This window comes from Mesorhizobium sp. ESP7-2 (assembly GCF_020164715.1).
Lineage (GTDB): Bacteria > Pseudomonadota > Alphaproteobacteria > Rhizobiales > Rhizobiaceae > Mesorhizobium.
In genome coordinates this window covers 1-21,116 of sequence record NZ_JAIUGQ010000066.1, presented here as the reverse complement: position 1 = coordinate 21,116, position 21,116 = coordinate 1, and the positions used below count along the sequence as shown (strand labels likewise).

Annotated in this window: 19 protein-coding genes and 1 tRNA gene; 11 read left to right on the top strand and 9 right to left on the bottom strand. The window is 64.5% G+C overall.

What is annotated here, in order from left to right:
• Positions 1-486 precede the first annotated feature (486 nt).
• The 4 genes from LB543_RS32245 to lpdA all read left to right on the top strand — a co-directional run bounded on the left by LB543_RS32245 (position 487) and on the right by lpdA (position 5,676).
• Entirely contained in the window at positions 487-1,719 is a 1,233-nt protein-coding gene (locus tag LB543_RS32245; protein ID WP_140762328.1) for a 3-methyl-2-oxobutanoate dehydrogenase (2-methylpropanoyl-transferring) subunit alpha, read from the top strand.
• Between the two features lie 3 nt (positions 1,720-1,722).
• On the top strand, positions 1,723-2,736 hold the full coding sequence (locus LB543_RS32240; RefSeq protein ID WP_224596027.1) for an alpha-ketoacid dehydrogenase subunit beta: 1,014 nt from the start codon (positions 1,723-1,725) through the stop codon (positions 2,734-2,736).
• 16 nt (positions 2,737-2,752) lie between these two features.
• Positions 2,753-4,081 (top strand): dihydrolipoamide acetyltransferase family protein, encoded by a 1,329-nt coding sequence (locus tag LB543_RS32235; protein ID WP_224617190.1) that lies wholly within the window; start codon positions 2,753-2,755, stop codon positions 4,079-4,081.
• Between the two features lie 197 nt (positions 4,082-4,278).
• Positions 4,279-5,676: a dihydrolipoyl dehydrogenase gene (lpdA, locus tag LB543_RS32230; RefSeq protein ID WP_224617189.1), complete on the top strand. Its 1,398-nt coding sequence runs from the start codon at positions 4,279-4,281 to the stop codon at positions 5,674-5,676.
• A gap of 12 nt (positions 5,677-5,688) precedes the next feature.
• Here the strand turns inward: lpdA and LB543_RS32225 are convergent, their stop codons facing one another.
• The gene (locus tag LB543_RS32225) at positions 5,689-7,011 is read right to left on the bottom strand and encodes a saccharopine dehydrogenase C-terminal domain-containing protein (RefSeq protein WP_411908805.1); all 1,323 of its coding nucleotides are present in this window, start codon (positions 7,009-7,011) and stop codon (positions 5,689-5,691) included.
• Between LB543_RS32225 and LB543_RS32220 the strand changes: the two genes are divergently transcribed.
• Positions 6,914-7,342, top strand: a complete 429-nt coding sequence (locus tag LB543_RS32220) for an Lrp/AsnC family transcriptional regulator (protein ID WP_224617187.1) — start codon at positions 6,914-6,916, stop codon at positions 7,340-7,342. The two genes, LB543_RS32225 and LB543_RS32220, sit on opposite strands and share 98 nt — an antisense overlap.
• 206 nt (positions 7,343-7,548) lie before the next feature.
• Here the strand turns inward: LB543_RS32220 and LB543_RS32215 are convergent, their stop codons facing one another.
• The 3 genes from LB543_RS32215 to LB543_RS32205 form a co-directional block, all read right to left on the bottom strand.
• A complete protein-coding gene (locus tag LB543_RS32215) occupies positions 7,549-8,919 on the bottom strand; it encodes a sensor histidine kinase (RefSeq protein WP_224617186.1) in 1,371 nt (456 codons plus the stop codon).
• Positions 8,916-9,599 (bottom strand): winged helix-turn-helix domain-containing protein, encoded by a 684-nt coding sequence (locus LB543_RS32210; RefSeq protein WP_140762347.1) that lies wholly within the window; start codon positions 9,597-9,599, stop codon positions 8,916-8,918. The genes LB543_RS32215 and LB543_RS32210 overlap by 4 nt, the downstream gene beginning before the upstream one ends.
• 238 nt (positions 9,600-9,837) lie before the next feature.
• On the bottom strand, positions 9,838-10,632 hold the full coding sequence (locus LB543_RS32205; protein ID WP_224617184.1) for a hypothetical protein: 795 nt from the start codon (positions 10,630-10,632) through the stop codon (positions 9,838-9,840).
• Between the two features lie 226 nt (positions 10,633-10,858).
• Between LB543_RS32205 and LB543_RS32200 the strand changes: the two genes are divergently transcribed.
• The gene (locus LB543_RS32200; protein ID WP_224617182.1) at positions 10,859-11,491 is read left to right on the top strand and encodes a methyltransferase family protein; all 633 of its coding nucleotides are present in this window, start codon (positions 10,859-10,861) and stop codon (positions 11,489-11,491) included.
• A 42-nt stretch (positions 11,492-11,533) separates the two neighbouring features.
• Here LB543_RS32200 and LB543_RS32195 read toward each other — a convergent pair whose 3' ends face one another.
• Positions 11,534-12,019, bottom strand: a complete 486-nt coding sequence (locus LB543_RS32195) for a hypothetical protein (RefSeq protein ID WP_224617180.1) — start codon at positions 12,017-12,019, stop codon at positions 11,534-11,536.
• A gap of 218 nt (positions 12,020-12,237) precedes the next feature.
• On the opposite strand from LB543_RS32195, the gene LB543_RS32190 reads away from it, so the two are divergent.
• Together LB543_RS32190 and LB543_RS32185 are read left to right on the top strand one after the other, a co-directional pair.
• Positions 12,238-12,603, top strand: a complete 366-nt coding sequence (locus LB543_RS32190) for a RidA family protein (protein ID WP_140813467.1) — start codon at positions 12,238-12,240, stop codon at positions 12,601-12,603.
• A 29-nt stretch (positions 12,604-12,632) separates the two neighbouring features.
• Positions 12,633-13,868, top strand: a complete 1,236-nt coding sequence (locus LB543_RS32185; RefSeq protein ID WP_224617178.1) for an amidohydrolase/deacetylase family metallohydrolase — start codon at positions 12,633-12,635, stop codon at positions 13,866-13,868.
• A gap of 191 nt (positions 13,869-14,059) precedes the next feature.
• Here LB543_RS32185 and LB543_RS32180 read toward each other — a convergent pair whose 3' ends face one another.
• The 3 genes from LB543_RS32180 to LB543_RS32170 all read right to left on the bottom strand — a co-directional run bounded on the left by LB543_RS32180 (position 14,060) and on the right by LB543_RS32170 (position 18,523).
• Positions 14,060-15,850, bottom strand: coding sequence for an NAD(P)/FAD-dependent oxidoreductase (locus tag LB543_RS32180; protein WP_224617176.1), 1,791 nt, complete (start codon positions 15,848-15,850; stop codon positions 14,060-14,062).
• A gap of 115 nt (positions 15,851-15,965) precedes the next feature.
• Complete coding sequence (locus LB543_RS32175) at positions 15,966-16,904, bottom strand: MurR/RpiR family transcriptional regulator (protein ID WP_224617174.1); 939 nt, start codon at positions 16,902-16,904, stop codon at positions 15,966-15,968.
• A gap of 374 nt (positions 16,905-17,278) precedes the next feature.
• On the bottom strand, positions 17,279-18,523 hold the full coding sequence (locus LB543_RS32170) for a M24 family metallopeptidase (protein ID WP_224617172.1): 1,245 nt from the start codon (positions 18,521-18,523) through the stop codon (positions 17,279-17,281).
• Positions 18,524-18,972: 449 nt separating this feature from the next.
• On the opposite strand from LB543_RS32170, the gene LB543_RS32165 reads away from it, so the two are divergent.
• Positions 18,973-19,173, top strand: coding sequence for a DUF2934 domain-containing protein (locus LB543_RS32165; RefSeq protein ID WP_140762371.1), 201 nt, complete (start codon positions 18,973-18,975; stop codon positions 19,171-19,173).
• A gap of 143 nt (positions 19,174-19,316) precedes the next feature.
• Here the strand turns inward: LB543_RS32165 and LB543_RS32160 are convergent, their stop codons facing one another.
• Positions 19,317-19,511 (bottom strand): DJ-1/PfpI family protein, encoded by a 195-nt coding sequence (locus tag LB543_RS32160; protein ID WP_318013032.1) that lies wholly within the window; start codon positions 19,509-19,511, stop codon positions 19,317-19,319.
• Here LB543_RS32160 and LB543_RS32155 point away from each other — a divergent pair.
• A complete protein-coding gene (locus LB543_RS32155; RefSeq protein WP_224617191.1) occupies positions 19,477-20,754 on the top strand; it encodes a hypothetical protein in 1,278 nt (425 codons plus the stop codon). The two genes, LB543_RS32160 and LB543_RS32155, sit on opposite strands and share 35 nt — an antisense overlap.
• An 80-nt stretch (positions 20,755-20,834) precedes the next feature.
• Positions 20,835-20,935 (top strand) — tRNA-Arg (locus LB543_RS32150).
• Positions 20,936-21,116: the final 181 nt, after the last annotated feature.

Genomic DNA, 21,116 nt, shown 5'->3' with positions numbered 1-21,116 from the left:
GTGAACGATGGCGGGCCTGTTTTTCAGAGACGCCGGCGGGACGGTGCCCCCCTCTGTCCTGCCGGACATCTCCCCCTCAAGGGGGGAGATCGGCTGTTATTTCGGCTTTCGCCAATTTTCGACGCTGACAGAGAAGCGCCATCAATGAAGCTGCCAATCGCCCCCTTAAGGGGGAGATGTCCGGCAGGACAGAGGGGGCGCAGGGAACTCGACCGAACGTTATTCTGCGTCTGCGACCCTCGCATTGCGCCCGACACCCAGAAATACCTCGTCTTGCGGCAACCAGCCCAGAACCTTGCGCCAAATTGCGTGCCGCTGCTCAACATCGACAAGAAATTTCGCCGACATATCTTCATCTTGAGCGCGGGAGGCTGGGATCGGCCGGCGCGGCCGGAACCGAAGCGCAAGAGGCCCGCCCGACGAATTCGCCCTGGACGCGCGGATGTGCAAATATCCGCATCAGGCAACATTGGAGGAGTTGAGGTCATGGCCGATGCTGGGATGTTGCGGTTTCACGTTCCCGAGCCGGAAGTGCGGCCGGGCGGCACGCCTGATTTCTCCAACGTGACCATCGCCCAGGCCGGCTCGGTGCCGCGCCCCGACATCGATGTCGATCCGCGCACCATCCGCGACATGGCGTTTTCGATCATCCGCGTGCTGAACCGCAACGGCGAAGCCGTCGGGCCGTGGGCCGGGCTGCTTTCCAGCGAGGAGCTGCTGGAAGGCCTGCGCAACATGATGACGCTGCGCACCTTCGACGCGCGCATGCAGATGGCGCAGCGGCAAGGCAAGACCTCTTTCTACATGCAGCATCTGGGCGAAGAAGCGGTGAGCTGCGCCTTCCGCAAGGCGCTCGCGCCGGGCGACATGAATTTTCCGACCTATCGGCAGGCCGGGCTGCTGATCGCCGACGGCTATCCGATGGTCACGATGATGAACCAGATCTACTCCAACGAGGCCGATCCGTTGAAGGGTCGGCAGCTGCCGATCATGTATTCGTCTAAAGAGCACGGCTTCTTCTCGATCTCCGGCAATCTGGCGACGCAGTATATCCAGGCGGTCGGCTGGGCGATGGCCTCGGCGATCTCGAACGATTCGCGCATCGCCGCAGCCTGGATCGGCGACGGCTCGACGGCGGAGTCCGACTTCCATTCGGCTCTGGTGTTCGCCTCCACCTACAAGGCGCCGGTCGTGCTCAATGTCGTCAACAACCAATGGGCGATCTCGACTTTTCAGGGCATTGCGCGCGGTGGCTCGGGCACCTTCGCGGCGCGGGGTCTCGGCTTCGGCATCCCGTCGCTGCGCGTCGACGGCAACGACTATCTTGCCGTGCACGCCGTGGCCAAATGGGCGGCGACCAGGGCGCGCGACAATCTCGGGCCGACGCTGGTCGAATATGTCACCTACCGCGCCGGCGCCCATTCGAGTTCGGACGATCCCTCCGCCTACCGCCCAAAGACGGAGTCCGACGCCTGGCCGCTCGGCGATCCGGTCGTGCGGCTGAAGAACCATCTCATCAAGCTCGGCGTCTGGTCGGACGAGCGGCACGCGCAGGCCGAGGCGGAAATCCTCGATACGGTCATCGCGGCGCAGAAGGAGGCGGAAAGCCACGGCACGCTGCATGCCGGCGGCAAGCCGTCGACGCGCGACATGTTCGAGGGCCTCTATGCCGAGATGCCGCCGCATCTCAGGCGCCAGCGCCAGCAGGCGGGAGTCTGAGCCATGCCAAGGCGGACCATGATCGAGGCCATTCGGGATGCCATGGACGTGTCGATGGAGCGCGACGACAAAGTCGTCGTGTACGGCGAGGATGTCGGCTTCTTCGGTGGCGTTTTTCGCGTCACCCACGGGCTGCAGGCCAAATACGGCAAGAGCCGCTGCTTCGACGCGCCGATCAACGAATCCGGCATTGTCGGCTCGGCCATCGGCATGGCCGCCTACGGCCTGAAGCCGTGCGTGGAGATTCAGTTTGCCGACTACATGTATCCGGCCTACGACCAGCTGACGCAGGAAGCCGCAAGGCTGCGCTACCGGTCGAACGGCGATTTCACCTGCCCGATCGTGGTGCGCATGCCGACCGGCGGCGGCATTTTCGGCGGCCAGACGCACAGCCAGAGCCCAGAAGCGCTGTTCACCCACGTGTCGGGCCTGAAGACGGTGGTGCCATCCAATCCGCACGACGCCAAGGGGCTGCTGATCGCGGCGATCGAGGATCCAGACCCGGTGATCTTTTTGGAGCCGAAGCGGCTCTACAACGGCCCCTTCGACGGCCATCACGACCGGCCGGTGACGCCATGGTCGAAGCACGAACTCGGCGAGGTCGCCGACGGCCACTACACCGTGCCGCTCGGCAAGGCGGCGATCCGCAGGGCAGGTTCCGCCGTCACTGTGCTCGCCTACGGCACCATGGTCTATGTCGCGCAGGCCGCGGCCGAGGAGACCGGCATCGATGCCGAGATCATCGACCTCAGGACGTTGCTGCCGCTCGACCTCGACACGATCGTGGCCTCGGTCAAGAAGACCGGGCGCTGCGTCGTCGTGCACGAGGCGACGCTGACCTCCGGGTTCGGCGCCGAGCTGTCGGCGCTGGTGCAGGAAAACTGCTTCTACCATCTGGAGGCGCCGGTGGCCCGCGTCGCTGGCTGGGACACGCCCTATCCGCATGCGCAGGAGTGGGAGTATTTTCCGGGGCCGGCCCGGGTCGGCCGTGCGCTCATAGAAACATTGGAAGCTTAGAGTGGAGAGGCCTGAGATGGGCGAACACGTCATCAAGCTGCCTGATGTCGGCGAAGGCGTCGCTGAGGCCGAACTCGTCGAATGGCATGTGAAGATCGGCGACATCGTGCGCGAGGACATGGTGCTTGCCGCTGTCATGACCGACAAGGCGACGGTCGAGATCCCGTCGCCCGTCGATGGCGAGATCCTGTGGCTCGGCGCCGAGATCGGCGACACGGTGGCGATCGGTTCGCCGATCGTGCGGCTGAAGGTGGCGGGCGCGGGCAATGTGAAAGCCGCCGGCAAAGACGCGAAACCAACCGCCGAGGCTGAAGCGCCCGCCAAGCCGGCGAGCTCGAAACCCGAAACCGTACCGGCACCCCAGGCGGCAAAGCCCGCCGAGGCGCCGACAAAACCCACACCATCGCCGGCCGCCGCCAAGACTGTCGCACGGTCCTCGGCCGGCGCCCCGCGCCCGGAAGGCGAAAAGCCGCTGGCCTCGCCGGCCGTCCGATTGCGCGCGAAAGAGGCCGGCATCGATCTCAGGCAAGTCGCAGGCAGCGGCCCGGCCGGCCGCATCGGCCACGAAGACATCGAGGCCTTCCTGGCGCGCGGTCCGCAAGTGGCCAAGGCATCGGGTCTCGCCCGCAACGATGCGATCGAGGACATCAAACTGGTCGGCTTGCGGCGCAAGATCGCCGAGAAGATGATGCTGTCGAAATCGCGCATCCCGCACATCACCTATGTCGAGGAGATCGACGTGACGGCGCTCGAGGAATTGCGGGCCGCGCTCAACAAGGAAAAGCGTGTTGCCAAAGGGGGTGGGGAGAGGCCGAAGCTGACCTTGCTGCCGTTCCTGATGCGGGCGATGGTCAAGGCGATCGCGGACCAGCCCCAGCTCAATTCTTTGTTCGACGACGAGGCCGGCATCATCCACCAGCATGGCGGCATCCATATCGGCATCGCCGCGCAGACGCCGTCGGGGCTGGTGGTGCCTGTCGTCAGGCATGCCGAGGCGCGCGACATCTGGGATTGCGGCGCCGAGGTCTTCAGGCTGGCCGAGGCGGCCAAGTCGGGCACCGCGACTCGTGACGAGCTGTCGGGCTCGACCATCACCATCACCTCGCTCGGCGCCATGGGCGGTGTGGCGACCACACCGGTCATCAACCATCCGGAAGTGGCGATCATCGGCGTCAACAAGATGATGGTGCGGCCGCTGTGGGACGGCACGCAGTTCGTCCCACGCAAGATGATGAACCTGTCGTCGAGCTTCGACCACCGCGTCATCGACGGCTGGGACGCGGCGGTGTTCGTGCAGCGGATCAAGGCGCTGCTGGAGACGCCGGCGCTGATCTTCGTGGATTAGAGGGGGATGAGAACGGTCGCAAAGTCCCCCTCACCCGGATTGCCAGCCGAATTGCAAGGGCAATTCGGGGCAATCCGACCTCTCCCCGAGGGGAGAGGAGATTATCGACGCCTGTCACAGTCTCTTCTCCCCAGCGGGGAGAAGGTGGCCGCGAAGCGGCCGGATGAGGGGGCCTCCATCAAAAAGAGCGTGCCATCATGAAAGAAATCTCCTGCAAGCTGCTGGTCATCGGCGCCGGTCCGGGCGGGTATGTCTGCGCCATTCGTGCCGGGCAGCTCGGCGTCGATACGGTCATCGTCGAAGCCGGCAAGCCTGGCGGAACCTGCCTCAATGTCGGCTGCATCCCATCCAAGGCGCTGATCCATGCGGCGGAAGAGTTCGAGAAGGTGTCTGATATGGCCAGCGGCAAGAGCCCGCTCGGCATTTCGGTGACGGCGCCGGCACTCGATCTGGCCAGGACCGTCGCCTGGAAGGACGGGATCGTCAGCCGGCTCAACAGCGGCGTCGCCGGCCTGCTGAAGAAGGCCGGGGTGAAGACGGTGCATGGCTGGGCGACCTTTCGCGACGGCAAGACCGTCGAGGTCGAGACCGAGACCGGCAGCCAGGTGATCCGGGCCGAGACGATCGTGATCGCCACCGGCTCGGCGTCGGTCGAACTGCCGTTCCTGCCGTTCGGTGGCCCGGTGATTTCGTCCACCGAGGCTCTGGCGCTGGGCGAAGTGCCGAAGAGGCTTGCTGTCGTCGGCGGCGGCTATATCGGCCTCGAACTCGGCATGGCCTTCGCCAAGATGGGCGCCAAGGTTACCGTCGTCGAAGCCTTGCCGCGCGTGCTGGCGCAGTATGATGCCGAGCTGACCCGGCCGGTGGTCAAGCGGCTCGCAGCGCTCGGCGTCGAGGTGATGATAGGTGCCAAGGCCAAGGGACTGTCGACAAAAGGCGATGCGCTGCTGGTCGAGACGTCGGACGGCAAGAGCGGCAAGGTCGCCTTGGACAAGATCCTGGTGACGGTCGGCCGAAAGCCGGTGACCGAGGGCTGGGGTCTCGAGCAGATCGATCTCGACACGGCGGGAAAGTTCATCAGGATCGATGACCAATGCCGGACCTCGATGCGCGGCGTCTTCGCCATCGGCGACGTCACCGGCGAGCCGATGCTGGCGCACCGGGCGATGGCGCAAGGCGAGATGGTCGCAGAGATCGTCGCCGGCCACAAGCGCAGCTGGGACAAGCGCTCGATCCCTGCCGTCTGTTTCACCGATCCCGAGCTGGTGACGGCGGGGCTGTCGCCCGAAGAGGCCAAGGCGCTCGGCGGCGAGATCAAGATCGGCCTGTTCCCCTTCGCCGCCAATGGCCGCGCCATGACGAAGCTCGGCGAGGACGGGTTCGTCCGCGTCGTGGCGCGCGCGGACAATCACCTGGTGCTCGGCATCCAGGCGGCCGGTCAGGGCGTGTCGGAGCTGTCGACGGCTTTTGGGCTGGCGCTGGAGATGGGCGCAAGGCTGGAGGACATCGCAGGGACGATCCATGCGCATCCGACGCAAGGCGAGGGGTTTCAGGAAGCGGCGCTGAAGACGCTGGGGCACGCGCTGCATATTTGAGCGCGGCGTTCTTTAGCCCGCCAGCCGGCTAACCATCTCGTGTTGGGCATAGGCGCGGCCGAAGCGGTTGGCCAGGAAGGCTTCGAGCGCGATATCCTCTTGCTTGACGAAGCCGGTCGCCGGCAGCGAGCCATCGGCCAGCATGTCGAGCACGGCGCAGATTCCAGAAGCCGTGGTGATCTGGATGGCGCTGCGCACCGTCTGGCCGACGCGCCGGGAATAGATCTTGTTGGCGTAGGTCTCCTGCAGCAGGCGGCCGTTCTTGCGGCCGGAGACGGTGACGAAGACGATGACCACGTCCTGCAGCGTTGCCGGCAGGGCGCTTTCGAAAATGTCCTTCAGCACGTCGCGGCGATGGCGCAGCCCAAGGTCGTTGAGCAGCGCCTTCATGATCGCGGCATGGCCGGGATAGCGGATGGTGCGGTAGTTCAGCGTGCGCACCTTGCCTTTCAGCGTCTCGGCCAAGGTGCCCAGCCCACCCGAGGTGTTGAAGGCTTCGTAGGTGACGCCGTCGAGCGAGAATTCCTCGCGCTCCTCCAGAGGCGGCACTTCGACCAGTTCGCCCTCGACGATCGCCTCGCAAGGCTCGCAATACTCGTTGATGACGCCGTCGGTGCTCCAGGTCAGATTGTAGTTCAGCGCGTTGGACGGGTATTGCGGCAGCGCGCCGACGCGCATGCGCACGCTTTCCAGCGTGTCGAAGCGGCTGGCGAGGTCGTTGGCGACGATCGAGATGAAGCCCGGCGCCAGCCCGCATTGCGGGATGAAGGCGCTCTTGGTGGAGCGTGCCAGCTCCTTGACCCGCCTGGTCGAGACGACATCCTCGGTGAGGTCGAGATAATGCACGCCGGCGCTGGCGGCCGCCTCGGCGATGCGCGTGGTGAGGTGGAAGGGGGCGGCGCTCAGCACGGCGAACTTGCCGGCGAGTGCGGCTTCAAGCGCGCCAACCGCCGCGATGTCGAGTTCGAGCGTCTCGACGCCGTCGGGCACTTCGGCGGCAGTGAGCTGCGCGGCCGAGCGGTCGACGAGGGTGACATGGTAGTAGCCCGTTTCAGCGAGCATTTCGGCGATGGTCGAACCGATCTTGCCGGCCCCGACGATAACGATGTTATTCATGGTCAAATACTCCTGCCATCTGCGTCTGCCGGAATCATCGCAGCTTGCCTGGCGAAAGGAAGCGTGGAATTCTGCAAAGTGAACCCTATCTTTTGTCGATTTGCCGAAGGGATTCGTCGAAATGCTCAGTGATGCCGAACAGGCCCTGCTTTCCCTGCTGCGCGCCAACGCGCGCGCCTCGACGGCCGAACTGGCGCGGCAGCTCGGCGTCTCGCGCACCACGGTGCAAAGCCGGATCGAGCGGCTGGAGCAGCGCGGCATCATCATGGGCTATGGCGTCAGGCTGGCGCCGGACTACGAGCAGGGGCTGGTCAGGGCGCATGTGCTGCTCACCGTCACGCCCAAGCTCGCCGACAAAGTGGTGCGCGCGCTGCAGGCGCTGCCGCCCGTGCGGACGCTGCACTCCGTCAGCGGCAATTTCGACATGATCGTCATCGTCGACGCGCCGTCCATCCGCGACCTCGACACGCTGCTCGACCAGATCGGCGCCATGGACGGGGTCGAACGGACCGCGTCATCGATCATCCTGTCGACGCGGATCGACCGGTGACGTAACAGCGCTCTCCCCCCCTTGCGGGGGAGATGGCCGGCAGGCCAGAGGGGGGTGTGAAGGATCGCCGGCCTCGGCCGTTTATAAGCCCGCCGATGGGTCGCGACGGTTCGACAGGCGGGACAGCACCCCCCTCTGCCTTGCCAGGCATCTCCCCCGCAAGGGGGGAGATTGGCCGTTACACCGGCTTTCGCCAACTTCCGAAGTCAATCCATTGCCAGGGGAAAACTCACCACCACGGCAAGGCCGGGCTTACAATCCTCGAGCGTGATGGTCGCGCCGTGCAGGTCGGCGATGGCCCGGACGAGGCTGAGGCCGAGACCGCTGCCTGGCGTCGATCGGCTGTGGTCCAGCCGGTAGAGCCGCTGAAACACTTTTTCGCGCTCGCCGGCGGGAATGCCGGGGCCGTTGTCGGCGACGCAGGCAAGGACGCGGTCGCCCTGACGCGTCACCTGCAGTTTTATGGTGGTGCCGGGCGGGCAATGGCGCAGTGTGTTCTCCACCAGATTGGCGACCATCTGCATCAACAGTTCGCGGTCACCATGGATCCGGCCGGTCGTCTCCTCCAGCCGCGGCGGCGACAGCGACTTGCCATCGTCCTCGGCCACGTCGGTGTAGATTTCGGCGATGATCCGCAGGATCTCGCCGAGATCGACATCGGTGAAGCGCGCCTTGCGCGCGCCGGCCTCGATCTGCGCGATCCGCAGCAGCGCATCGAAGGTCTCGTTGATCTGGTGGCCCTCCATGCGCGCGTCGGCCAGATCGTCGGAGACGTCCTGGTGCCGCGCGGCTTTGTCGGCGGCGCCCTCCAGGATCATCTGCAGGCGGTTGAGCGGCGTCTTCAAATCGTGCGCTATGTCGGCGCTGACCTGCTTCATGCCTTCGACCAGCGCCGACAGGCGATCGAGCGCGGCGTTGACCTGGCTGGAGACGATGTCGATGTCGTCGCCCTTGCCGGTCAGCGGGATGCGGGTATCGAGCCGGCCATGCGAAACGTCGACCATCGTGGCGGCGATGCCGTCGAGACGGCGCTGGACGCGCGAGGCGAGCAGGGCGCCACCGGTGACGGCCAGGCCGGTGATGATCAGGGTCGCCCAGCCGAAGCTCATCAGCATGATCGCCTCCAGTTCCTTCGTCTCGGAGAGGCTGAAGGCGATGGTCAGTGTGTTGGCGCCGAGCGAACCGGAATAGGCGCGGTATTCGGTCCCCGCGGGCAGGCCGGGCATTTCGGCGCCGAACATCGAAAAGCCTTCGGGAAGTCCCGCGGCGGTGAAGTTGCCGGCCAGGCGGTTGCCGGCTGGGTCGGTCAGCGAAAACAGCTGCTCCTTCTTCGGGCTCCGCAAGGAGTGGCTCTCAATGGTCTCCACCAGCTCCTTGGGATCGGTGTCGGTATAGGTTGAGGCGATGACGGCGTAGGTTTCCTTGACGGTGTCGTCGAGCTGCTCGGCAAGATCGGCGCTCATCATCTGGTAGACGATGGCGCCCGCCAGGATGAAGGCCAGCATGAACAGGAAGGCGAACGTCAGGGCAAGCCGGAACGGCGTGCTGCGCGGCAGGCGGGCCCACGTTCCTGTCATGGTGCGAGCGGTGCGTGCAGGCTGTAGCCAGTGTTGCGGATGGTGTGGATGAGCTGGGTGTCGAACGGCTTGTCGACCTTGGCCCGCAGCCGGCTGATATGGGTCTCGACGACGCTGGTCTTGGGATCGAAATGAAAATCCCAGACGCGTTCCAGAAGCATGGTGCGGGTGATGACGCGGCCCTCGCCGCGCATCAGCACCTCGAGCAGGCTGAACTCCCTCGGCTGCAAGTCGATCGGCTGGCCCCGCCTGACCACCCGCCGCATGATCAGGTCCATCTCGAGGTCCGCAACCCGCAGGACCGTCCTTTGCTCCTGCGCGGCCGGCCGCCGGCCAAGCGCGTTGATGCGGGCAAGCAGTTCGGAAAAGGCGAAGGGCTTGACCAGATAGTCGTCACCGCCGGCCTCGAGCCCCTCGACGCGATCGTCGATGCCGCCGACGGAGGTGAGGAAGATCGCTGGTGTGCGCACGCCCGCGGCGCGGACAGCCTTGACCATGGACAGGCCGTCGAGACCGGGGATCATCCGGTCGGCGACGATCACGTCGTAGCCGCCGCTGGTCGCCGCGAAAAGCCCGTCATGGCCGTTGCGCAGGAGGTCGCAGACATGGCCGGCCTCGGTCAGGCCTCGCATGATATAGTCCGCCGTCCTGTGGTCGTCCTCGACGAGAAGTAGGCGCATCGCTGTTCCGGTTGAGTTCCGATATCCGGGACAGGCTATCACCGGCGCGGGTTGGTTCCTAGGATGGCATCAGGCCGCGGGAAATTCGGAGCGCCTCCCATCTTCGTCATCCTCGGGTCCGCGCTGCGTCACTACGCTCCTTGCTCCGCCCGTGGATGACGAAGCGACGGATGTTTCAGCCAATCGGCAAGGGATGTGCCGCCTCAACGCAAGCGACCGCCGAAACTTCGGTGCCGGCTCAATCCGACTCCAGCAGCATGTCGTCGAGCTCATCGGCCTTCTTCCTGAGCGTCATGTAGAGAACCAGGGCGATGATGCAGCCGAGGAAGATCAGGCTGGTGAAGGTGGTGCCGAAACCGAGACCGCCATATTCGAGGGGCTGCGACAGCCAATCGCCGAAGGAGGCGCCAAGCGGCCGCGTCAGGATATAGGCGAGCCAGAAGGCCAGGATGGCGTCCAGGTTGATGAGATAATAGGCGAGCGCGATGAGCGCGATCACGCCGCCGAACAGCAATCCGGTGGTCAGATAGCCCATGTCGAAACTCTCGGCGACGAGGTCGCCGGCGGCGGTGCCGAGCGAGAAGGTGAACAGGATCGCCAGCCAGTAGAAGATTTCGCGCCTGGTGGTGAAGATGGTGTGGATAGACAGCGTCCGCTCGGTGGCGTACCAGACCGCGAATGTCGCCGCGAGCACCACCGAGAAGGCAATCGTGGTGGTCTGCAGGCGCACGCCGAACGTGTCGACGAGGTTGTCGGTGACCAGGGTGCCGACGACGCTGATCAGCACCACCGCCAGCCAGTAGGCCCAAGGCACGTAGCGCTTCTGCGCGAACTGGAGGACGAGGGCGACGATCAGGACGCCGGTCATGATCAGCGAGGTGACGGTTAGCCCGAGACCGAGGTTGACGGCGAGATAGTCGGCCGCCGTTTCGCCCATGGTCACCGCCATCAGCTTGATCAGCCAGAAATCGAGAGTGACTTCGGGAACCCGGTTTTGGCTTGGTGCGGCGGGGAGCGTGTTGGGCGCGAGCATGGCTGATGTCCCGATGTCGATTGTTGTGGCGGCGATCCGGACAATAGGCAGGCGACTTCACTCCAGCCTGTCCGGTGGCATACAAATTCGTAAGGATGGCTCTGCCTGGCGCAAAAGGCCTTTACGAACGCCTCGCGGTGCGCCGATAGAGGGTGAGCGCCTTGTATCCGCCATCAATGGCGCGCCCCAGTGGCCGGGCTCGCACAGAGCGCCCAGGAAAACACCAATGAGCTACGCCTCCCTGAAGCCGGTTTCGAAGGCTTTCGTCCAGCGCAAGCGGCTGATTTTCATCCGCGTCGCGGCGGCGCTGGCGGTGCTGCTGCTGTTCCTGACCAAACCGGCGCTCAGCGAAGGCTCGAACGGCCACGAGACGCTCGAATTCCTCGGCTTCTGCCTGGTGCTCGCCTGCGTCGCGGGCCGGCTGTGGAGCATCCTCTATGTCGGCGGCAAGAAGAATGAGGAGCTGGTTTCGACCGGGCCGTTCTCGATGAGCCAGAACCCGCTCTATTTCTTCTCGACGGTCGGCGCGGTCGGTATTGGCCTGCTCTATGGCTCGCTGGTGGCGGCTGCCGCGCTTGGCCTTGCCAGCTTCCTCATCTTCCGGGTCACGGCGCGCAAGGAAGCCGAATATCTCCTTGGCAAGTTCGGCCCGGCCTATTCAGCCTATATCAAGGCGACGCCCCGGTTCTGGCCGAACCCACTGCTCTACCGCGACAATGACGAGCTGCAGTTCTCGACGCGCGCGTTGAAGCGCACCTTCTATGACGGGCTCTATTTCCTCGCCATCTTCCCGATCATCGAACTCGTCGAGTATTTCCGGGAAAGCGGCCTGCTACCGACGTTCTTCACGCTCTACTGAGCGGCCGGCACGGCGAATTGCGCGGATGACGAAGGCGCGATGTCAGGCGCCTAGCGGATAGGGCATGTAGCCGATGAAGCCGGCTATCTTCCAGCTCGCCCCAACCTTCCTGCAGAAATACAGCGTCTGCCATTTCAGCCGGTCGACGCTGCCATCCGCCTTGGCGACGGAGCCGTCGAACTTCTTGTGCAGCACGGCGCGGTCGCCGTCGACATCGATGTCACGCAGATTGGTGACGCGAAACAGCGCCTCGCGCAGCGGCTCGGCGAATTTGGTCGCCGCCGTCTCCTTGGCCTGGCGCAACCACTCGTCGCGATAGATTTCCAGCTTGGGGAATTGCAGCCGCCAGGCGTCGGCGTTGGCCAGGAAATGCGCGTGCATGCCGAAGAAGCTTTCGGCGACGAAGTCGTTCTCGACCATGGACCAGTCCTGGCCGATGAAGGCGTCGATGTCGCGCCGCACCAGCATCTCCCACAGCGCGTGGCGGTCGGCGTCGCCGGAAGGGAACGGGTTCTTGTCGAAGGTCATCGTCGGGGTCTCCGGTCTGGCAAGGGCAACTGTCCGTCGTGGCGTCCAGCCCGTCCGGCAAGCGCGCACGATGCAAGCGCTTCTGTAATAAAGCAACACGGATTTCGAAGAATGTTGCTTTCCAACTAGGCCTCTATCGGGATCGACGCGATCGCGGTAAATCTCCTCCACAGCGGGCGCCTCGGTGCCCTGCCCGTGTCATCGGAGGAGGCCGTCCCTTGCCCAAGCAGACTTTTGGAACATCCCATGTGCCGCTGTCGCCCGCCGTGCGGGCCGGCGATTTCGTCTTTGTCTCGGGCCAGGTTCCGGTCGGCGGCGACGGGATCGTGGTCAAGGGCGGCATCACGGAACAGACCGAGCAGGTGCTCGCCAATGTGAAGGCCGCACTGGCGCTCGCCGGCTGCACGATGGACGACGTGGTCAAGACCACCGTCTGGCTGGAGGACGCGCGCGACTTCGGCGGCTTCAACGCGGTCTACGCCAGGCACTTCCCGAAAAATCCGCCGGCGCGCACCACGGTCGAATCGCGGCTGATGATCGACATCAAGATCGAAGTCGAGGCCGTCGCGTACAGGCCGGCCTGAAGACGACGTAACAAGGCGGAGGCACCTCCATGCAATTCGACCTCCTGCTGAAAGGTGGACGGCTGATCGATCCGGCGTCAGGCATCGACGCGCCGCGCGACGTCGCCATCGCCAATGGCCGCGTCGCCGCTGTCGACGCCGACATCCCCGCGACCAGCGCCGCGCAGGTGGTCGACGCGACAGGCTGCATCGTCGCACCCGGTCTCGTCGATCTGCACAGCCACGTCTATTGGGGCGGCACCTCGCTCGGCGTCGATGCCGACCGGCTCGCCGCCAAGAGCGGCACCACCACCTTCATCGACGCCGGCAGCGCCGGCGCGGGCAATTTCCTCGGCTTCCGCCGCCATGTCATGGAGCGCTCCAAGGTGCGCATCCTGGCCTATGTCAACATTTCCTTTGCCGGCATTTTCGGCTTCTCGCAGACGGTGTCGGTGGGCGAATGCAGCGATCTCCGGCTTTGCGAACCGCGCGAGGTGGTGGCGGCGGTGCGCGAGCACGCCGACGTGGTCGTCGGCGTCAAGGTCCGCTCCGGCAAGCATGCCGGCGGCACCAGCGGCATCGCGCCGGTGGATCTGGCGCTGGACGCCGCCGACAAGGCCGGCCTGCCGCTGATGGCGCACATAGACGAGCCGCCGCCCGGCCGCTCCGAAGTGCTGCCGCGCCTGCGCCGGGGCGACATCCTCACCCATTGCTTCCGGCCGTTCCCCAATGCGCCAGTGTTCGCCTCCGGCATGGTGCGGCCCGACATGCGGCTGGCGCGCGAGCGCGGCGTCATCTTCGATCTCGGCCATGGCATGGGTTCGTTCGATTTCGACGTCGCCCGCGCGATGCTCGCCGAAGGGTTGGCGCCCGATGTCATCTCGAGCGACGTGCATCTCTACTGCGTCGACGGGCCGGCCTTCGACATACTGGTCTGCATGTCCAAGCTGATGGCGCTCGGCATGCCGCTGGTCGAGGTTTTGCGTGCCGCGACGCAAGCGCCGGCGCAGGCGATCGCGCGGCCCGATCTCGGCATGCTGGCGGTCGGCACGGTGGGCGATGTCGCCGTGCTGCGGCAGCGTCCGGGCCGCTTCACCTTCGTCGACGCGGTCGGCGCCAAGTTGGTCGCCGATCAGCGGCTGGTGTCGGAAGGCATCGTCATCGGCGGCACCTGGTGGCCGAACGAGGCGGCGAACGATGTCAGCGAGACCGAGCGTTTCGAGGCGCATGCCGCGCAAACCCATGTCGAGGTGGCGGCCCGGCATTTTGGGCATCGGCATGATTAGCCGATCTCCCCCCTCGTGGGGGAGATGCCCGGCAGGGCAGAGGGGGGCGCGACGGAATGCAAACCTCGCCCACATTGCGACCGACAAAGAACCCGACGACTGCAAAAGAAGATCGAAATGAAAGGCTGGCAGGACAGCGCCCCCCTCTGGCCTGCCGGCCATCTCCCCCACAGGGGGGGAGATCAGCAGCGTCACCGTGGCGCGTTGCTGACCGCCCCATACACTGGCGTCTCGATGCCCTCCATCCGCGCCTTGATCTGCAGCGCCACATATTTCGAATAGAAGCGCGACAGCGCCAGATTGCCGCCGTGGAACCACAGCGCTTCCTGCGCCGTCGGTTTCCACATGTTGCGCAATTCGCCTTGCCAGGGGCCGGGGTCGCCCTTGACGCCGGAGCCGAGGCCCCAGCAGGGGCCGACCTTGTCGGCGACCTCGCGCGAGACGAGAGCGGCCACGTTCTCGTTCATCGACTGGTAGCCGGTGCAGGCGATGATGGCGTCGGCCTTGAGTTCGCTGCCGTCCTCGAACAGTATGCCTTTCGCTGTCAGCGATTTTATCGCGACGCCGCCGCGGATGCCGATCTTGCCGTCGATGATCAGGTCGGACGCGCCGACGTCGATGTAATAGCCCGAGCCGGTGCGGTAGGCCTTCATCAAAAGGCCGGTCTCGTCGTCGCCGAAATCCAGCGCGAAGCCGGACGCGGCGAGACGCTCGTAGAAAGCCGCGTCGCGCGCGCGGATGACGTCGTAAAGCGCGCGCTGGCCCTTGGACACCAGCGCGAACGGCGTCGAGGCGACGATCATGTCGGCCTTTTCCGTGGTGATGCCGCGCGACAGCGCATTCTCGGAGAAGATCTCGAAGCCGACCTGCATCAGCGTGTCCGACTTGACCACGGTGGTCGGCGAGCGCTGGATCATGGTGACGTCGGCGCCGCTCTCCCAGAGATCGACGCAGACGTCGTGCCCGGAACTGGCGGCCCCGATGACGGCGACCTTCTTACCGCGGAATTTCTCGCCGCTGGTATACTGGCTGGAGTGCAGCAGTTCGCCCTTGAATTGGTCCGCGCCGGGCAGCTCGATCTTGCGCGGCGGACCATAGGCGCCGGTGGCGAAGACGATGTGCTTCGGCTTCAGCGTGATGCGCTGGCCGACACGATCGACCACCACGGTCCAGACCTTCTCGGCCTCGTCGTAACTGGCGCTGAGGCACCCGGTGGCGACCCAGTAATTCAGCTCCATGACACGCGTGTACATTTCCAGCCAGTCGCCCATCTTGTCCTTGGGCGTGAAGACGGGCCAATTGTCGGGGAACGGAATGTAGGGCAGATGGTCGTACCAGACCGGATCGTGCAGCACGAGCGTGCGGTAGCGATTGCGCCAGGAATCGCCGGGCCGCGCGTTCTTCTCGATGACGATCGTCGGCACGCCGAGCTGACGCAGCCGCGCGCCGAGCATGATGCCGCCCTGGCCGCCACCGATGACCAGGCAATAGGGTTGCTCCGAAGCGCCAAGCTCGCGCGTCTCGCGCGCCCGCGCTTCCGACCAGGTCTCGCGTTCCGGGTCGGCCTCGTGGCGCACGCCGAGCGGCCGCGCCGCGCCCTTGCGCTCCTCGAACCCTTTCAAGTCGGTCATCGCCGTGAACAGGGTGCGGCAGCGGCCGTCGCGCAGCCGCATGATGCCTTGTCCCGTGGCCACCGCCGTTTCGAAGGTGAACCACGCCTCGATCGTGCCTTCATCCGAGGTCGCCTCGCCGGTGAGCTGCCAGCCGGTCGGCCTGGTCGTCGCCAGCGTCGACTTCAGCATGTCGGCGATGGCGTCGCGGCCTTCCATGGTGGTGACGTTCCAGGTGAAGGTCAGAAGGTCGCGCCAGTAGCAGTCGTCGACGAACAGGTTGCTTGCGGCCGACACGTCGCCGGATTCAAGCGCCTGCGAAAAGGAACCAAGCCAAGCGGCCGCCTGTTTGGATGGTGACATTTCGAGCATTTCTTGCCTCTTTCATGCGTCCAATTTGTATATTGGGACGGTAACCGTCGAACTCGGCGCTGCCCCTCATCCGCCTGCCGGCACCTTCTCCCCGTATAGTGACGGGGAGAAGGGACTAGTCTCCCAGCGGCTCCATTTCCTTCCCTGTGCGGTGGATCTGGGCGTTGTATTTGATGCGGCGCACGGTCTCGCGGGCGGAGCCATCGAGCTTGTAGGCGGAGGCGACCGCCAAAAGGTCGATCATCGCCAGGAAGGCATAGCGTGAGGCCGTCGGCTTCAGCGTGTCGGGATATTCGGGCACGGCAACCGTCAGCCTGACGTCGCAGGCGCGGGCAAGTTCGGTGTCGGGCGCCGTCACGCAAATAGCGTTGGCGCGGTAGTGCTTGGCGAGTTCGACGGCCTCGATCACCTCGCGCGTGCGCCCGGTCGCCGAGATGGCGATCACCAGGTCGCCAGGCTTCAGCGTCGAGGCGGTCATGCGCATCAGATAGGGGTCGCATTGGGCGCTGGTCGAGATGCCGTAGCGAAAAAGCCGGTGCTGGGTTTCCTGCGCCAGCGCCGAAGAGCTGCCGCCGAGTCCGAACACGGTGACCTGGCGGGCCCGGGCGATCAGCTCGGCCGCCTTTTCCAGCTCACCCGGATCGAGCTGCCGCTCGGCTTCCTGCAGTGCACGGCGCGCTTCGCCGAACACGGCGTTCCAGAACGGCAGGCCGGTGTCGCCCTCTCTGGCCGGCGACGTGTCCAGATAGAGCGCACCGACGACGAGGCTCTGCGCCAGCTTCAGCTTGAAGTCGCGCACGCCCTCGCAGCCGATGGCGCGGCAGAAGCGGGTCACCGTCGGCTCGCTGACGCCGGCGCGCTGGGCCAGCGCCGCGTTGGAGGCGTCGACGGCGTATTTGACATTTTCGAGCACGACATCGGCGACGCGGCGTTCGGCCGGACGCAATTCCGCGTAGGAATCCTTGACGAGCGAGATGATGTCGGGAATGCGCCGGACGGGCTCGCCCCTGGCTCCCTCTTCGTCCGCGATCGGATGGCTGGCAGCTCCGGTCATGACGTCGATCTTCCCTGGCTCGTTTTCGACCCGACCTCTTATCATGTTTGCACGCTATCGTTCCATGCGCCCGGCACTGTCGCAGCCGACTCGTGCCGCAAGGGCGGCCGCCGGTGAGTGCTTAGTTTCTCACGTGCCACGGCAACTACCGCCGAGTTCCGTGGCGCCCCCCTCTGTCCTGCCGGACATCTCCCCCACGAGGGGGGAGATTGGCAGTTTTGGCGCCGGCCTTTCTTTTGCAACGTTGAAAATTGGCGAAAGCGGTCGCGATGGTCGATCTCCCCCCTCGTGGGGGAGATGCCCGGCAGGGCAGAGGGGGGCGCCGTAGAGCGCCACTTCTCAGCGAACTGCGCCAATCGCCAATCCCTGCCTGCCTACCCAATCACCTCCAGCCGCCTCGGCAGCCTATTCATCGCGACCGGTCCATCCGGCGTGATCAGGAACTGGTCCTCGAGATTGAAGCTGGCGAGGCCGTCGATGTAGAGCGGGATCTCGAAGGCCAGCACCATGCCTGGCTCGATCACGACATCGCTGCCGGCAGCAATGAACGGCCATTGTTCGGAAAAGACCGACTGGCCGACGCCGTGGCCGAAATGGCCGCGGCGGTAGGAGCGCAGGCCTTGCCGCGCCAGGCTGTCGGTGGCGACGCGATGCACATGGGCAAGCGTGTTTCCAGGGACAAGCTCGGCCAGCCCATCCTCGAAGGCGCGCTCGGCGATGGCATGCAGTTCGGCCTGATCGGCGGAAGGCGGGCCGAAGGTGAAGTTGCGCGACATGTCGGAGGCGTAGAAGCCGACGGTGCAGACCATGTCGCATTTCAGCGGATCGCCGGCCACGGCCCTGGCGTCGGCCCCCTTGGCCCGGGCGCCCAGCGTCACATATTCGGCCGTGATGACCGGATGCGAAAGCCCGGCCGCCGCCGCTGCGACGCCTTGCCGGTAAAGCGCGACGAGATCGGCCTGGCGCATGCCGGCCATCGCATCGACCTGCAGCCGCTCCAGGCCGGCTTCCGACAGGAGGATGCCTTGCCGCAGGAGGTCGACCTCGCGCTCCAACTTGACCGCGCGCAGCCGGTCCAGCACGGGCGAACCGTCGACGACGGGGCTGTTCGGCAGCAGCGCCTGGATGGCGGCAAAATCGGCGGCGGGAATAAAGTCGAGGTCGACGCCGAGCGTGGCGCGCTCCAGCCCGAAATCGATGAGCATCGCCTGCAACTGATGGACCGAGCCGGCCAGGTCGAAAGTAGCGGGACGCGAGAAATCCGGCGCGCGGCCGAGCGAAGCCAGGCCGGCCTCGATGCGCTCCGCCAGAGGAAGGCTGTGAGGCCCTGTCTCGACCAGCGCGGATTCGATCCAGATCGGGTGGGAGCGCACGACCATCCCGGGCGCCGCGGTCCGCAACTGCGCGGCGTTGAAGTCCGCGACCACGGCGCCGATCGGCAGGTCCTGTCTGGCCGGAATGACGACGAAGCCGGCGCCGGCGCGCCGGAACAGGCCGGCCGGGCCGATCGTCGCGCCGGTCGCATAATGGAAGGCCTCGGGCGCGCAGAGCACCAGCGCTCCAATGCCGGCGCGTTGCATCAAATCCGTGGCGCGCTGGCGGTTGACAAAACCCGTCATGAATTTCTCCGTATGCCCGAGCCGGCAACGGAGCATTGCGGGTGCGGACAATCAAGCCGGTTGCTTGGTGATATCCCCCACATGCCTGGAAGACTGGCGGAGACGTCCATCGGTTCGCCATCCTGGGGCGAAGCGAGGAGCGTAGCGACGCAGCGCAGACCCGAGGATCCATGCCGCGACCTCTGCGCGCCGCAGCGGTCCAGAATTCTGCTCCGCTGCATTCCCCGGCCGAGGTCACGGAATGGATCCCAGGGTCTTCGCGACTCCGCTTCGCGGCTGCTCCGCCCCGGGATGACGAACGTTGGACAGGCCAAGAGCGCCTGAAGGCAAAGCGCATCGAACCGCGATCCTGGGATGAAGTGTTCGACCTGCCGAGTTTGACGACATCCGGATGGAACATTTCAGGCGCTGTCCGGTTGCTTCCTGAGGAAGTCCAAGGGAACACGGCCATGGTGATCAGCCAGGAAGAACGTGTCGCGCACATCAGGAAGCGGGCCCACGAACTCTGGGAACGGGAAGGCCTGATGCCCGACCGTGAGAAGGCCTGCTGGGACAAGGCGGTCGAGGAGTTCGAGTCCGGTAAACTGACCGCCGGGCGAAAGCAGGCTGGCGCGGATGCCGCCGGCGACACGGCGGGTGCCAAACACTGACAATGCCGGTAGATGTTAGAGAGCGGTTCAGCACCCGATTGAGATCGGCGACCGCTCTAACTCTTTGTCTCTACGCAGTTCCCTAGGGAAAGCGCTACTCGCTTTTCCTGGGAAAACCGTTAAACACTTTTCCTGGAATTGCTTTAGGCGGCCGCCCGCTTGTCATGCCGCCCTTCCCTGATTTCCTCGGCGAGCTTGTCGCAGAATGCATCGAGGTCGCCGGGGTTGCGGCTGGTGACGAGCCCCTGATCGGTCACGACCGCGCTGTCTTTCCAATTTGAGCAAGGAAGCAGCGGAGGCGGTGTGACCCGCTCGCGGCCAGACCATGTTGTTGTTATTCTCGTCGCTCGAACGGGCTGGGCAGGCGAGAAAATAATGACAATAACGGCGTCAGGCAAAGACTTGCAGCATTTGGTTTCTGGCGAACGGGTGCCACTTGATGTGACTGCTCGCGTCTTCCAAGAACATTTTTTGTTACTCGCGGACGAGGTTGATTACGCCAACACACTAATGAAGGATGCCGGAACTTACCTCGGTTCCTGGGCACTGAGGAGGTTCATCCGCGCTGAGCTTTCGGAAGATGTTGCGCGCGAGGTGATCGCGTCGAACCGGGTGTTACTCAGTCGTATGCAGGGATTGTTCCCGGAGATCGTGAGACAGCTCCGTATTACCGATCCGAACCGGGCAAGGATCACTTTCAACATCGTATTCGACACGTGTTCGGACTACCAGGCGATATTGGCCAACGGTCGGAGAGAGGCGAACCGACGGAAGCTTATCCAGCGAATGGTGAAGCTGCAGCAACGAGTTTTTGAACTATCTAAACTCCTTAGCGATAGTGACGTGACACATGAAGGCGGGTTCGAGCCAGCACAACGACTCTATATGAAACGAGTGCACGGCAAGGCGGAAGAGGCGCGTCCCTTCTGGAAGTTGGAGAGGGATGTTCGTTTTCTGTCTGGGTATCTGGAACTGGAAGTATATCGAGCTCGTACGAAACCGAACTCGGTACGAGTTCCTGACAACCAAGCAAAGTCCCACATTGTCAATGCCGTCTACGAGCTGGTTCTATCCGAAGGGAACCCTCGGTTCGTTACAACCCCAGGGTCAGAGTTCTCATATCTTTGCAGCTTGTTATTCGAAATTGCGACAGGCACGCCCGACGAGAGCTTGGCCGGCGCAATAAGCCGCTACGCACGTAGCAGCGAACGTGCCGAAGCCGACCAACAGGAAATCGACTATGGCGAAGAGCGCAATCGAGCGAGGGACGAGGACAATTTCTACGACATTAAGAATTCAACGTTCGGATCCGACCAGCAAGTTGCTGAGTTGCAGGCGGAGCTTCGTGACAAGACGTTGTCACCGGAGGCGCGGCTGCTTGTGATGTGCGAGTTGGAAGAGATGGTCGAGGCTGTGGAAAACCGAGATAGGGTTCACGGGTCGTTCATCATGTGGGCCGATCAAATCAAAATTGACTGGGCAGAACAGGCTCGCGCGCGGGATGCCCGAAATCGGGAGGAGCTGCAACGCGACATCGAGACTGGGAAGCAACGCCGCTCGAAGCGCCCACTATCGACATGAATGAGGCACTCCTAGCTACTTCGCGTCAACACTGATCCCATAACTGCTGATATCGAGGTTTATCGGTGAAAGCACCGTGACGCGACGTAGTTCAACGGAAGAACGCTCCGCTTTCTACTCGACTGCCTGCGCACAGTCGGGGGTGGTGAGGTTGCAGGTTCGAATCCTGCCGTCGCGTCCAATCTGGTAACCGCGCGGTGCGGTAACCTCGCCCCTTCGAAAAACAGTAAGGTCGTCTTGCGAGCCTAACCCCAGATGCGAAAAAGCCGCGGCGGACCGCGGCTTTTCGATGCTTGATTCCCTGAGAGGAAACTGGAGCGGGTGAAGCGATTCGAACGCTCGACCCCAACCTTGGCAAGGTT